Genomic DNA, 12,329 nt, shown 5'->3' with positions numbered 1-12,329 from the left:
GTGGGGTCACGCTGGCGCGGCATCGCGCGCAGGCAACACGGCGCGGCCGGGACGGCTATAAGCGATCCGAAAGTTTAACATAACGAGCAGAAGCAGCAGGATCGCGGCACCCCCGTTATGCGCGACCGCAATGGGCAACGGCCATTGCAGGACGATGTTCGACAAACCGGTGATGAACTGGATCAGCACCACCAGCAACACACCGTTGGCCGGCCGCCGCAGCGACTCGAAACGGCGCAGTTTCAACGCAAACCACAGCAGATAGGCGACCACCACGATCGCGAACGTGCGGTGTGTCCAGTGGATTGCGACCAGCGCGTCTTGCGTGATCATGTCGCCGTCGCCGGTCATGCCGAGCGCGCGCCACAGGTGAAAGCCGTGGGCAAAATCCATCGGCGGGACCCATTGGCCGTTGCAGGTCGGGAAATCCGTGCAGGCGAGCACCGCGTAATTTGTGCTGACCCAACCGCCCAATGCGATCTGCACGACCAGCAGCACGAGGCCGGCGATCGCCGCCGCACGCCAGCGCGCAACTTCGGGCTCATAAGCCGGCAGCGGCGTTTGGCGCGCGGCCAGCCAGCCGAGCGTGCCGAGCAAGGCAAGGCCGAGCAGCAAATGCGTCGTCACGATGATCGGCTGCAGCTTCATGGTCACGGTCCATGCGCCGAACGCACCCTGCACAAGAATCAGCAGCAGCAGCGAAGTCGGCCACCACGGCGACACATGCAGCGGGCGGCGCTTGATACGAGCCGTCCACGCAATCAAGGTCTGCGCGATGATCAGCACGCCGATCGCCATCGCAAAGTAACGGTGGATCATCTCGATCCAGGCTTTGGTCATGCTGACCGGGCCGGTGGGCATCAATTGATGCGCGGCGGTAATCGCGGCGTGCGCGATGAACGGCGACGACGTGCCATAACAACCGGGCCAGTCGGGGCAGCCGAGACCGGAATCGGTGAGACGCGTAAAGCCACCGAACATCACCAGGTCCAGCGTCAGGAAAGTGGTGAGCCACACCAGCTTGCGGAATTTGTTGTCGTCAGCCTTGACCCATACATAGGACAACGGCAACAGCGCGAAACACAAGCCGATCAGGGCGAGTTCCAGTACGAACATCTTTCTTACCCTTGTTGCGACATCAGCCGATGCTCGACCATTTGAGCAGCTTGGTCACGTCACCCTTGATCTTGCTTGGATTGGGATCTTTCGGGAAACGCATCATCAGATTGCCGTTCGGATCGACCATGTAGATGTGGTCGGTGAGTTGAGTACCGGTGTCGGTCGGCAGCCATGCGGACACCTGCGCCGGGTCGGCAATCAGCATGTTGGTGTCGGGGTAGGCCTTTTGTATCACGTCGGACACCTGGCCTGCATCGGTGCGCAGCCACACTTCCACGACGCGTTCGCGTTCCGGGCCCTGCGCTGCGCGGATTTGTCGCATGAAGTACAGCTTGGTGACGCAGGCTTTGTCGCACGCGCTGTTGTCGACGGAGATCAGCAGCCAGCGCCCGCGCAGCGACGTGAGCTTGAGCGGCTTGCCGTCTTCGCCCGTGACGACGAGTGACTCGGGGATTGGCCGCTGCGGCTGAACCAGCGTGCCGTAGCTCGTGCTGCCGCCGGTCGGCTTGACCACGTAATAAACGAAATACGACACGACGATCGGCGCGGCGCAGATGACCGCCAGCAACAGCAGCATCCAACGGCCGCGCTGCCACGACCCCGGGCCATTGGGTTGCCCAGGCATCACTTTCGGCGTTGCGGGTTTGCCGGCTTGCGGCGAACGGGGAGATTGCGTCGACACTACAGAACCTCTTTCAATGATTGCGCGGCTTCGAGGCCCTTGTTCGGGGGTACGAGAAACCGCAGGCGATACGTTACACGCCCGGGGCGTGCTCTTTCTTCGCGGCACGGCGCGCGGCGTACAAACCAAATGCAAGCGCCGCGGCCGCCATGCCCCACCACTGGAACATGTAGCCGTAGTTGGTATCGACACCGCTTGTCGGCGCCGGCCAGTCGCGCACCAGCTTGTCGCCGTCGTCGCTCAATTGCTGGATCACGAACGATTGCAATGGCAACCCGGTTTCCGCGGCATAAGCCGCCGTATCCAGATTCTGGCGAATCTTCTGATGCGCGGCCGATCCGCCCTGCCCCAACTCAAAAGCTCGCGAGGCATCGGCACGCGCGATGCCTTCGATTTCTATCTCGCCTTGCGGCGTCGCGTAGGGCGCGATCGTCTCGCGATTGTTTATGTTGCGCGGCAGCCAGCCGCGATTGACCAGCACATAACCGCCGTCGGCCAGTTTAAAAGGCATCACGACGTAAAAGCCCGGCTGGTCGTTATACGGGCGATTATCCAGATAGACAACCTTGTCCGCGACGAAACTGCCGCGCGCCTTCACACGATGGAACTCGATGTCCTTCAGTTCGACCGGCGCGGCGCTCACGGGCTGCGCGGGCGCGTCTTCGAATTGCGTGATGTGCGCTTCAAGCGCTTCCTTCTGATGGGCGCGGTCGCGCTGCCAGAAACCGAGCCGCACGGTCACCGCAATTACCAGCAGAATCAACAGCGCGGGAACGAGCCGGAACTTCATCGAACACACTCCGTCCGCATCGCCTGCGACGGCGCCTGGAACCCACGGCAGACGCCGACGCGCGGTGCGATAATAAAGGCCTTGCCTCTGCGCTTTCTGGTTTCAGTTGGTTCCATGCACATTCTCGTTCCCATCGCCTTCGTCCTGATCATCGCCAGCATGGTGTCGGCGCTGTACTTCATGATGCATGACAAGGGCAAAACCAAGCGGATGGTCTGGTCGCTCGCCACGCGGGTGGGCCTGTCGATCTCGCTGTTCCTGTTCATCCTGTTCGCTCACTGGATGGGCTGGATTCAGTCGACCGGTATTCCTTACGGGCGTTGAGCTCGGCGGAAAAAACTTCACGTCGGCGATCACTTCGCCAAACAAAACGCCGCCCTGACAGGGTCGAGGGCGGCGCTGCATAACCTGCGTACTGCTCGTGCGCCGCGCCTGTCACAGGCGATGCGCGAACGGCCTGCACACATTCCGGAAACCGGTGGGCGCAGGCCAGACTGCGTTACAGCCAGTACACGACGATGTACAGCCCCAGCCACACCACGTCCACAAAGTGCCAATACCAGGCAGCGCCTTCGAATGCAAAGTGATGCTCCGCGGTGAAGTGGCCACGGATCATCCGCACCAGCACCACAGCCAGCATCGTGCCGCCGAGGAACACGTGGAAACCGTGGAAGCCCGTCAGCAGGAAGAACGTCGAACCGTACACACCCGAGGACAGCGTCAGGTTCAGTTCGTTGTACGCGTGGAAATACTCGAAGCCTTGCAGGAACAGGAAGCAGACGCCGAGCACCAGCGTAGCCGCCAGCCAGATGATCGCCTTCCTGCGATGATCCTCACGCAGTGCATGGTGCGAGACCGTCAACGTAGCGCCCGAGGACAGCAACAACGCCGTGTTGATCGTCGGCACCGGCCAGGGTTGCATCGACTTGAAGGTCGAGACCAGCGCCGCCGGACCGTTGTTCGGCCACACCGCCGAGAAATCCGGCCAGATCAGTTTGTAGTCGAGACTGCCGAGTTGATGCAACGCGATTTCGCGTGCATAGAACAGCGCGCCAAAGAAGGCACCAAAGAACATCACTTCGGAGAAGATGAACCAGCTCATGCTCCAGCGGTACGACTTGTCGACATTCTTGCCGTACATGCCGCCTTCCGACTCGGCGATCGCGTCGCCGAACCAGTGCCAAAGCGTATAGAGCAGCCACAGCAACCCGACGACGACACCGATCGGCGCCAGTTCATGATCGTTGATCCAGGCCGCAAGCGATCCGAGCATGACCAGCAACCCGGTAGCGGCGCTGATCGGATGCCGCGACGGATGCGGTACGAAATAGTACGGGCTCTCGTTTTGACCGCTCATTCTTGATTCTCCACTTCAGTCCAGTTGTTCCGGAATCTCCGGCTGTATCTTCGGCGGCGCGTCGATACCGCACCGCTTCACTCTAATTCGTGGGCTCTGCTTCGCCCTGTACTACGCAACGGTCTAAGCGTCTCAGCCCACCACCGCGTGCACAATCAGGATCAGCACGCCGATGAAAATTGCCGCGCTGATCAACGCCGCCGCAATCACATGCAGCGGGTTCAACTGCACAGCGTCCGCTTCCAGATCACGACGCTTACGGACCCCGAAGAACGACCAGAACACCGCTTTCATCGACTGGCCAAAACTGCTCTTACGCGGACTGCCGCCGTTATCGCTCATCTTTTTCGTTGTCCTTCGCCTGCGGCAAACGCCGTCAGGCGGGATTGGCGCTGGTTTCCGCCGTGTTGGCCGTGGGTGCAGCGCTCCCGGCCGTCGCCGCTGCCGGCGTATTCAACTCGAAGAACGTGTACGACAACGTGATCGTTTTCACATCCTTCGGCAACTTCGGGTCAACCACGAACACCACCGGCAGCCGCTTCGTCTGGTTCGCCGTCAAAGTCTGCTGCGTAAAGCAAAAACATTCGATCTTCTTGAAGTACTCGGTTGCCTGCTTCGGCGCGTAGCTCGGAATCGCTTGCGCCTGAATCGTGCGCGCCTGTTCGTTGCTGACCTCGTACATCACTGTCGTCACTTCGCCCGGATGCACGTCGAGACTGCGCTGCTCCGGCTTGAAACCCAGCGGGCCGCGCGCGTTCGCATCGAATTCGATCGAAATCGTGCGGCTCATGTCGACCTGCGTATTCTTCGCCTCACGCACCGTGGCATCACGCTGCACGAGATTGTTGATGCCGGTGACCTCGCAGATTGCGCGGTACATCGGTATCAGTGCAAAGCCAAACCCGAACATCATCAACGCGACGATGAACAGCTTGATCAGCATCGAACGGTTAAAAGAGCGGTCGGCTTGAGCCGGCGGTTGCGTCGACATCTCAATCCTCAACAATCCTGCACACAGACTCGAACTACCGCGTCAGGTAAACCACTTCTGATGAATGATGACGCTCGCAAAAAAGGCCGCGGCGATGACAAACATCACAATACCGATCCGCCGGTTGCCCGCGCGAACCTGCTCGGGCGTACGTCTTTCTTGAGGATTGCGCGTCATGCTCGGCTTTCTGAATACTTTTCGTGACCACGGGTGCTGCCACGGCTCGCGTGGCTGCCCGGTTCTAGTGGCGATTGAGGCGCCGCCGCCAGAACCGGCAACCTCACCGACTGCCGATTACTCGACGGTCGGCGGATTTTCGAACGTGTGGAACGGGGCTGGGCTCGGCACGGTCCATTCGAGGCCCGTTGCGCCGTCCCACGGCTTGTCGCCAGCCTTTTCGAGTTCGCCGCCGCCGCGGTACGCCGGCAGTGCAACCGCGAACAGGAAGTAGACCTGTGCCAGACCGAAGCCGAAAGCACCGATGGAAATAACCTGGTTCCAGTCAGTGAACTGTGCCGGGTAATCAGCATAACGACGCGGCATGCCTGCGAGACCGACGAAGTGCATCGGCAGGAACGCGAGGTTGAAGAAGAACATCGACGCCCAGAAGTGGATCTTGCCGCGCGTTTCGTTGTACATCCAGCCGGTCCACTTCGGCGCCCAGTAGTACCACCCGGAGAACAGCGCGAAGAGCGATCCTGCCACCAGCACGTAGTGGAAGTGAGCCACCACAAAATAGGTACCGTGATACTGGATGTCGAGCGGCGCCATGGCGAGCATCAGGCCCGACAGACCGCCGAACGTGAACACCAGCAGGAAGCCGACCGCGAACAGCATCGGCGTTTCGAAGGTCAGCGAACCGCGCCACATCGTGGCAACCCAGTTGAAGACCTTCACGCCCGTCGGCACGGCGATCAGCATCGTCGCGTACATGAAGAACAGCTGGCCCGTCACCGGCATGCCGGTCGCGAACATGTGGTGCGCCCAGACCATGAACGACAGAATCGCGATCGACGACGTTGCGTAGACCATCGAGCTATAGCCGAACAGCGGCTTGCGCGAGAACGCCGGGATCACCTGCGACACGATCCCGAACGCCGGCAAGATCATGATGTACACCTCGGGGTGCCCGAAGAACCAGAAAATATGCTGGTACATCACCGGGTCGCCGCCGCCTGCCGCGTTGAAGAACGACGTGCCGAAGTGGCGATCGAACAGCACCATCGTGATCGCGCCAGCCAGAACCGGCATCACGGCGATCAGCAGGTACGCGGTGATCAGCCACGTCCAGACGAACATCGGCATCTTCATCAGCGTAAGGCCGGGTGCGCGCATGTTCAGGATCGTCACAACGATGTTGATCCCGCCCATGATCGACGAAGCACCCATCAAGTGAATCGCGAAAATCGCGAAGTCCATGCCCGGGCCCATCTGCGTCGACAAGGGTGCGTACAGCGTCCAGCCCGCGGCGGTCGCGCCGCCCGGTGCGAAGAACGAACCGACCAGCAACACCGCGGCCACCGGCAGCAGCCAGAAGCTGAAGTTGTTCATCCGCGCGAAAGCCATGTCCGATGCGCCGATCTGCAGCGGCACCATCCAGTTCGCGAAGCCGACGAAGGCCGGCATGATCGCGCCGAACACCATGATCAGGCCGTGCATGGTGGTCAACTGGTTGAAGAACTCGGGGCGCATGATCTGCAGACCCGGCTCGAACAGTTCGGCACGGATCATCAGCGCCATCACGCCCCCGGAGAGGAACATGGTGAACGAGAAGATCAGGTACAGCGTACCGATGTCCTTGTGATTGGTTGCGAACAGCCAACGACGCCAGCCATGCGGCGTTTCGTGGGCATGGTCCCCGTGCACGTGCTCGTGGCCTGCGACTACATCGTGTCCGATGCTAGACATGACAATCTCCTAAAGCGAATACTGCGGTGCTGACCATGAACACGTCAGGCAGCCGGGCTGATCTGAACACGCCGGGCTTCTTTCGCGTCGCTGCCGCCCGTGATCGTTTCCGGCTTCTTCAAAATAATATGGTCTTCGGCAATGCCGGCTGCTTTCAGCGCGTCGCGCACGGCTTCCGCGCGGGTCTTCGCGAGCTTCGCGTTGACTTCGGCAGAACCGGTGGCGTCGGTGAAGCCCGACAGCGTGAACCTGGCGTCCGGATGTGCTTTCGCGTAGGCCGCGGCCGCGTCGACCGCTGCTTTTGCGTCGGCCGGCAGCGTGCTCTTGCCGGTGTCGAAGTAGATGCTTGCCGGCAGTGCCGCTTGCGATGCTGCCGCGCTGTCCGAACCGGCCGCATCTGCTTGCGCGCCAGAGGCTGCGGTTGCGCCCGAAGCTGCCGCCGCGCCCGAAGCCCCTTGCGCGCCGCTTGCCGCCGTGCCCGCGTCGGCCAGATGATTGCCGCCTTCCGGCAGCTTGCCGTTACGCGCATCCAGTATTTGCTTCGGCTGGAGAATGTCGCCGGTGTGGTTGCCCCACGAGTTACGTTCGTACGTGATGACCGAAGCGATTTCGACGTCGTTCAGCGTGGGCGCCCACGAAGGCATTGCGTTCTTGCCCTTCAGCACCAGACTCACGTGCTCCGCGATCGGACCATTGGCGATCTTGCTGCCGTCGAGCGCCGGGAATGCGCCCGCGCCCTTGCCGGTCGGCTGGTGGCAAACCGCGCAGTTCGACGCGTACACCTTGCCGCCGCGTTCCATCAACTCGGCCATTGTGTAGGTCTTGTTCGGATCGTCCTGGCCCGCGGCCATTTTCTTCTTCTGCGTATCGACCCACTTCGCGTAGTCGTCTGCCGACAGCACTTCGACCACCACCGGCATGAACGCGTGTTCCTTGCCGCACAGTTCGGTACAGAAGCCGCGGAACGTGCCGATCTTGTCAGCCTTGAACCACGTGTCGCGTACGAAACCCGGAATCGCATCCTGCTTCACGCCGAAAGCCGGCACGTACCAGGAGTGAACCACGTCGTTCGCCGTGGTGATGATGCGGATTTTCTTGTCGACCGGGACGACCAGCGGATTGTCGACCTCTTGCAGATACGTGGTGGAAATCGGCTGACGGCCATCGGTTTCCGCACGCGGCGTGGCCAGCGTGGACAGGAAGTTGATGCCTTCGCCCGGACCCTTTACGTAGTCGTAGCCCCACTTCCACTGGTAGCCGGTGACCTTGATGGTGAGGTCGGCGTTAGTGGTGTCCTTCATCGCGACGACGGTCTTGGTGGCGGGGAGCGCCATCAGCACGACGATGACGAACGGCACGATCGTCCAGATGATTTCGACGGTGGTGCTTTCGTGGAAATTCGAAGCCTTGTGACCTTTCGATTTGCGGTGCGCAAAGATCGAATAGAACATCACACCGAACACGCCGACGAAGATCACCAGGCAAAGAACCAGCATGAACATGTGGAGGCTGAAAAGCTCCTCAGCGATTTTTGTCGCAGGCGGCTGGAGATTGATCTCGTTGACGGCAGGGCCGCCCGGAACATCGCCCACTGCCAGGGCCGCACCGGCGAAAAGCAGTCCGCTCATCGCCAGCACGCCCATGAGGGCTCGCTTGATTGTTTTCATAGCTTCCTTACCCAAAATTTCCATTCAAACCCTCGACCCCGCTGGCAGGCTGTCTCGCGCCCCCCGTGAACGCCGCGCGTCTCAACCCGTCTAACACCGGGTGAGCCACATACGCAGTTCGCCTGCGAACTGCGCGCGCCGATACTGCGCGAGATGTTGCCCGATCATGATCGTCTGGCCACGCGAGACCAGCTTGATCTGGTCACGCGGCGTTGCGCCCGGTTCGATCCGCACCCAGCGCGGATTGAATTCGAACTGCGTAAGCTGCTCGGCGCTGACCTGCTCGATCACGAGCCGGTTCTGGAACAGCCGGACGCGCTCGTAATCGACAGCATGACGCGCATATATGGCAAACGCGATGCCCACCGCCAGCAATTCGATACCCGTGAACGGCAACACCAGCCACGCGCCGACCAGAACCAGCATGAAAGCAATTGCCAACGAGAACAACGCAAGCGACACGTAGAGACATACAAACTGCCGCGGTGAAATCGAACAGTTGCGTTTCATCGTCCAGTCTTTGAGAACCGGTTCTGAATCCGCCAGCAGATCTGATGCTTCCATCGCTGTCTCCTGCAGAGCGCCACCAATCGCCGCCTGCGGCCATTCATTATTCGCGACCGCTGAAACGGCCCCTCAAGCGCCGCCGCGTCACTTCATGTTGCAGCCCTGTGCCTCGGGCCTGCCGCCCCAAATGTGGGAACTCCGGGCGACAAACTGACGCATTATAGGCGCGATCCATAGCATCCACAAGCAAGCCTCGATCGGCCCACAAGCCAGGTGCGACAAGCCTCCGCGCTGTTTTGACGCCACTTTCGCGCGCCTTTTGAAGCGGTAATTTCAGGCATAACAGATGTCCTCTTTACCGCTTCATTGATTCCTCACCGATTCCTCGACGAGCCTCGCCCGATATCCTCGAGCCGCACGATCCCATGACCTTCTGCCGTGGTGCGCGGCACGGCTTTCCACGCGTGGCCGTAGATCACTTCGAAGGTCAGCGCGATCGTGCCGTCGGCGCGCCGGCGGGCTTCGAGCGCGGCCAGCAAAGCCTTGTGCAGTCTGCGCGCGACCGCATTCGAGGTAGCCTCGCGCTCGAACGGATAAGCGCCCCAGCGGCGGACGTCCGCGAGCAGCGACTCGGGCGACTTATAGGTAATAGTGAGGGTTTCCTGGTCCATTACGGGAATCTCGAAACCGCTCTCGACCAGCATATCCCCCAGGTCATGCATGTCGACAAAGTCGATCACGTGCTTGCGCGAAGCAACGCCATGCGCGGCCTCGACTTCGGCGTAGGCACCGCGCAATTCCCTCAGGGAATCGGGACCGAGCGTGCTGAACATCAGCAAACCGTTCACTTTCAGCACGCGTTGCCATTCAGGAAACACGAGATCGGGCCGCGAATGCCAGTGCAGGGCGAGATTGGACCAGATGAAATCGAAGGCGCCGGCCGTGAACGGAAGTGCCGAGAAATCGGCCTGAGCGAAACGCGGACCGCGGGCGCCGAGCGCCTTCCCGAGCGTGGCAGGCAGAAAGCGCCGCCAGCTGGTGTCGCCGGAATCGTGACGCAGCGCGCGGCTGAGCATTCCATGCGACAGATCGGTGCCGAACACCGGCGCCTCGGGAAAGCGTTCACGCAATGCAGGGATGTCTTCGCCCGCGCCACAGCCGGCGTCGAGCACGCTTGCCGGCGTGACCTTAATGTAGTCGAGGCGCTCGCGCATGCGCTGCGCGATCTCGCGCGGCAGGAACGCGACGTTGTCGAAGGTCGCCGCGCGACGGTCGAAAATCTGTCTGAGGCGCCGGGAATCATAGGCCGGACGGCCAGATTGAGACGAAGTTGGGGGCATGGGTGTCGTGCTGGCGTGGAGCACGAAGTATACTCGCTCGCTTCCTTCCCTTCAGCGTGAAAGGTCTTCGCGGGCGGTCCGATCATGCCATTCCGAAAAAATTCCTCGTTTCCCGGTCGTACGACGGCACGACTTGTGCATTTCGGCCTTGCACGCTTCGCGCGCGGCTTCCAATCAGCCTGGCCGCATGTTCTGCAGGCCACGTTGCCGAACCTGTGCGCGCTATGTGGCAATTTGTCGCATGAGACGGTCTGCACGGGTTGTGATGAGGCGTACTGGAATGAAGGCCGGTTGCGTTGCACGGTGTGCGCGGTTCCTCTGTCCGGAACCCGCAGGGCGAATCAGGTGCAATATCGCTGCGCGGATTGCATCGGCGAGCCGCCGCCATTCGAGGCGACCTTTGCCCTCGCCGACTACCGCCGGCCGCTCGACGCTCTGGCGCTCGGCCTGAAATTCCGCGCCCGGCTGATGCTGGCGCGCGAGTTTGCACAACGCCTCGCGCGTCTCGCGAAGGACTCCTGGGTGGATGCATGCGACATACCCGACGTGCTTGCACCCGTGCCGCTGGCCAATAAGCGTCTTACCGAGCGCGGCTACAACCAGGCGTGGCAGATTGCCAGGCCGTTGGCCCGTGCGTTGAATGTGCGCAGCGACGCCACCTTGCTGCAGCGTGTGATCCACACCGCGCCACAATCGCGGCTCGACCTGGACGCGCGCCGCTTGAACGTGGGCCGCGCATTCCGCGTCGTGAAACCGGTGCAAGGTCTGCACGTCGGCATCGTCGACGATGTGATGACGACCGGTGCGACGCTCGAAGCGCTGGCGCGCACACTCAAAGCTGCCGGTGCGCGGCGCGTCACTAACTTTATCGCGCTGCGCACGCCGAAAAACTAGTCTCCACCCAAAGCCATCATGTTCAATGTCGTTCTCGTCGAACCGGAAATCCCGCCGAACACCGGCAATGTCATCCGCCTGTGCGCCAACACTGGCGCGCGGCTGCATCTGATCGAGCCGCTGGGCTTTCCGCTCGACGACGCCAAGCTGCGCCGTGCCGGTCTCGACTATCACGAGTATGCGCAGATGAACGTGCATGCCGATTGGGCAGCATTCGTCGCCAGCGAAGCGCCCGATCCAGCGCGCATGTTCGCCTTCACCACCCGTGGTTCGGGCCGGTTTCACGAGCATGCGTTTCAATCCGGCGACTGGTTCGTATTCGGCGCGGAAACACGCGGCCTGCCTGACACCGTGCTAGATCAATTCGCCAACGAACAACGCGTGCGTCTGCCGATGCGGCCGGGCAACCGCAGCCTGAATCTCTCCAATACCGTGGCCATAGTCGTGTTCGAAGCCTGGCGTCAGACCGGCTTCGACGGCGGCGCCTAATGCTGGTTCAGTTCGGCTTCGTAGCGCGCGAGCATTGCGTCGTCGAAACAGGCAAACACTACGCGCTCGATCTTCGGAGTGCGCGGCAAAGTTTCGAGCACCGTGCCCACGGCGATCTGCACAGCTTCATTGGCAGGAAAATGGTAGACGCCGCAACTAATCGCGGGAAACGCAATGCTTGTGCAATGCGCTTGATGCGCGACCTCGAGCGAGCGCTGATAGCAGGAGGCAAGCAGATCCTCCTCGCCGCGCGCACCGCCCTGCCAGACCGGGCCGACCGCATGGATCACGTGTTTGGCCGGCAATTGGTAGCCACGGGTGATTTTCGCGTCGCCCGTCGCGCAGCCGCCGAGCGTCTCGCACTCGCGCAGCAACTCCTTGCCGGCTGCGCGGTGAATCGCGCCGTCCACGCCGCCTCCGCCTAGCAACGAAGTATTCGCGGCGTTGACGATCGCATCCACGGCGAGTGTCGTGATGTCGACCACGCGCGCTTCTAGCGTGCAGTTAGTGAAACTGAGCATGGGAAACCTCGATGATCCGACGCGTCGATAAAATGTGGACAGCGACAGCGGGCAGCCGTTCAGC

15 protein-coding genes are annotated in these 12,329 nt (G+C 61.4%); 3 read left to right on the top strand and 12 right to left on the bottom strand.

From position 1 onward, the window contains the following. Nucleotides 1-6: 6 nt before the first annotated feature. The 3 genes from PQR53_RS31945 to PQR53_RS31935 all read right to left on the bottom strand — a co-directional run bounded on the left by PQR53_RS31945 (nt 7) and on the right by PQR53_RS31935 (nt 2,591). Entirely contained in the window at nt 7-1,116 is a 1,110-nt protein-coding gene (locus PQR53_RS31945) for a COX15/CtaA family protein (RefSeq protein ID WP_408463239.1), read from the bottom strand. A 22-nt stretch (nt 1,117-1,138) separates the two neighbouring features. After that, entirely contained in the window at nt 1,139-1,801 is a 663-nt protein-coding gene (locus tag PQR53_RS31940) for an SCO family protein (RefSeq protein ID WP_408463236.1), read from the bottom strand. Between the two features lie 73 nt (nt 1,802-1,874). Beyond that, nucleotides 1,875-2,591, bottom strand: a complete 717-nt coding sequence (locus PQR53_RS31935) for an SURF1 family protein (RefSeq protein WP_408463233.1) — start codon at nt 2,589-2,591, stop codon at nt 1,875-1,877. A gap of 114 nt (nt 2,592-2,705) precedes the next feature. Between PQR53_RS31935 and PQR53_RS31930 the strand changes: the two genes are divergently transcribed. After that, a complete protein-coding gene (locus PQR53_RS31930; protein ID WP_007179452.1) occupies nt 2,706-2,915 on the top strand; it encodes a twin transmembrane helix small protein in 210 nt (69 codons plus the stop codon). A gap of 175 nt (nt 2,916-3,090) precedes the next feature. On the opposite strand, the gene PQR53_RS31925 is transcribed toward PQR53_RS31930, so the two are convergent. From PQR53_RS31925 to PQR53_RS31890, 8 genes are all read right to left on the bottom strand, one after another. Continuing rightward, nucleotides 3,091-3,948 (bottom strand): cytochrome c oxidase subunit 3, encoded by an 858-nt coding sequence (locus PQR53_RS31925; RefSeq protein WP_408463230.1) that lies wholly within the window; start codon nt 3,946-3,948, stop codon nt 3,091-3,093. Between the two features lie 132 nt (nt 3,949-4,080). Continuing rightward, nucleotides 4,081-4,290 (bottom strand): DUF2970 domain-containing protein, encoded by a 210-nt coding sequence (locus PQR53_RS31920; RefSeq protein ID WP_408463228.1) that lies wholly within the window; start codon nt 4,288-4,290, stop codon nt 4,081-4,083. A gap of 34 nt (nt 4,291-4,324) precedes the next feature. Continuing rightward, a complete protein-coding gene (locus PQR53_RS31915) occupies nt 4,325-4,939 on the bottom strand; it encodes a cytochrome c oxidase assembly protein (protein ID WP_408463225.1) in 615 nt (204 codons plus the stop codon). 42 nt (nt 4,940-4,981) lie between these two features. Then, nucleotides 4,982-5,116, bottom strand: coding sequence for a cytochrome oxidase small assembly protein (locus PQR53_RS31910; protein WP_211607278.1), 135 nt, complete (start codon nt 5,114-5,116; stop codon nt 4,982-4,984). 117 nt (nt 5,117-5,233) lie between these two features. Further along, complete coding sequence (ctaD, locus tag PQR53_RS31905) at nt 5,234-6,847, bottom strand: cytochrome c oxidase subunit I (RefSeq protein ID WP_179735838.1); 1,614 nt, start codon at nt 6,845-6,847, stop codon at nt 5,234-5,236. Nucleotides 6,848-6,891: 44 nt separating this feature from the next. Next, nucleotides 6,892-8,538 carry a cytochrome c oxidase subunit II gene (gene coxB / locus PQR53_RS31900; RefSeq protein ID WP_408463222.1) on the bottom strand — a complete coding sequence of 549 codons (1,647 nt, stop codon included), beginning with the start codon at nt 8,536-8,538 and terminating at the stop codon, nt 6,892-6,894. Between the two features lie 66 nt (nt 8,539-8,604). Next, the gene (locus PQR53_RS31895; RefSeq protein ID WP_408463219.1) at nt 8,605-9,078 is read right to left on the bottom strand and encodes a DUF2244 domain-containing protein; all 474 of its coding nucleotides are present in this window, start codon (nt 9,076-9,078) and stop codon (nt 8,605-8,607) included. Nucleotides 9,079-9,395: 317 nt separating this feature from the next. Next, the gene (locus PQR53_RS31890; RefSeq protein ID WP_408463216.1) at nt 9,396-10,361 is read right to left on the bottom strand and encodes a methyltransferase domain-containing protein; all 966 of its coding nucleotides are present in this window, start codon (nt 10,359-10,361) and stop codon (nt 9,396-9,398) included. Nucleotides 10,362-10,445: 84 nt separating this feature from the next. On the opposite strand from PQR53_RS31890, the gene PQR53_RS31885 reads away from it, so the two are divergent. Together PQR53_RS31885 and trmL are read left to right on the top strand one after the other, a co-directional pair. Next, entirely contained in the window at nt 10,446-11,255 is an 810-nt protein-coding gene (locus tag PQR53_RS31885; protein ID WP_408463213.1) for a phosphoribosyltransferase family protein, read from the top strand. Nucleotides 11,256-11,273: 18 nt separating this feature from the next. Continuing rightward, nucleotides 11,274-11,744 (top strand): tRNA (uridine(34)/cytosine(34)/5-carboxymethylaminomethyluridine(34)-2'-O)-methyltransferase TrmL, encoded by a 471-nt coding sequence (gene trmL, locus PQR53_RS31880; protein WP_408463210.1) that lies wholly within the window; start codon nt 11,274-11,276, stop codon nt 11,742-11,744. On the opposite strand, the gene PQR53_RS31875 is transcribed toward trmL, so the two are convergent. Then, a complete protein-coding gene (locus PQR53_RS31875) occupies nt 11,741-12,265 on the bottom strand; it encodes an O-acetyl-ADP-ribose deacetylase (protein WP_408463207.1) in 525 nt (174 codons plus the stop codon). The genes trmL and PQR53_RS31875 overlap by 4 nt on opposite strands. Nucleotides 12,266-12,329: the final 64 nt, after the last annotated feature.

Source organism: Paraburkholderia fungorum, from assembly GCF_046027605.1.
Lineage (GTDB): Bacteria > Pseudomonadota > Gammaproteobacteria > Burkholderiales > Burkholderiaceae > Paraburkholderia > Paraburkholderia fungorum_F.
Note: the sequence above shows the minus strand (reverse complement) of the source record. Positions and strands in the feature narration are given on the sequence as shown.

What these genes read in the sequence shown, in the direction of transcription:
- PQR53_RS31945 (WP_408463239.1), bottom strand. Translation starts at nt 1,116, where the DNA reads ATGTTCGTACTGGAACTCGCCCTGATCGGCTTGTGTTTCGCGCTGTTG.
- PQR53_RS31935 (WP_408463233.1), bottom strand. Translation starts at nt 2,591, where the DNA reads ATGAAGTTCCGGCTCGTTCCCGCGCTGTTGATTCTGCTGGTAATTGCG.
- PQR53_RS31930 (WP_007179452.1), top strand. Translation starts at nt 2,706, where the DNA reads ATGCACATTCTCGTTCCCATCGCCTTCGTCCTGATCATCGCCAGCATG.
- PQR53_RS31925 (WP_408463230.1), bottom strand. Translation starts at nt 3,948, where the DNA reads ATGAGCGGTCAAAACGAGAGCCCGTACTATTTCGTACCGCATCCGTCG.
- PQR53_RS31920 (WP_408463228.1), bottom strand. Translation starts at nt 4,290, where the DNA reads ATGAGCGATAACGGCGGCAGTCCGCGTAAGAGCAGTTTTGGCCAGTCG.
- PQR53_RS31915 (WP_408463225.1), bottom strand. Translation starts at nt 4,939, where the DNA reads ATGTCGACGCAACCGCCGGCTCAAGCCGACCGCTCTTTTAACCGTTCG.
- PQR53_RS31910 (WP_211607278.1), bottom strand. Translation starts at nt 5,116, where the DNA reads ATGACGCGCAATCCTCAAGAAAGACGTACGCCCGAGCAGGTTCGCGCG.
- ctaD (WP_179735838.1), bottom strand. Translation starts at nt 6,847, where the DNA reads ATGTCTAGCATCGGACACGATGTAGTCGCAGGCCACGAGCACGTGCAC.
- coxB (WP_408463222.1), bottom strand. Translation starts at nt 8,538, where the DNA reads ATGGAAATTTTGGGTAAGGAAGCTATGAAAACAATCAAGCGAGCCCTC.
- PQR53_RS31895 (WP_408463219.1), bottom strand. Translation starts at nt 9,078, where the DNA reads ATGGAAGCATCAGATCTGCTGGCGGATTCAGAACCGGTTCTCAAAGAC.
- PQR53_RS31890 (WP_408463216.1), bottom strand. Translation starts at nt 10,361, where the DNA reads ATGCCCCCAACTTCGTCTCAATCTGGCCGTCCGGCCTATGATTCCCGG.
- PQR53_RS31885 (WP_408463213.1), top strand. Translation starts at nt 10,446, where the DNA reads ATGCCATTCCGAAAAAATTCCTCGTTTCCCGGTCGTACGACGGCACGA.
- trmL (WP_408463210.1), top strand. Translation starts at nt 11,274, where the DNA reads ATGTTCAATGTCGTTCTCGTCGAACCGGAAATCCCGCCGAACACCGGC.
- PQR53_RS31875 (WP_408463207.1), bottom strand. Translation starts at nt 12,265, where the DNA reads ATGCTCAGTTTCACTAACTGCACGCTAGAAGCGCGCGTGGTCGACATC.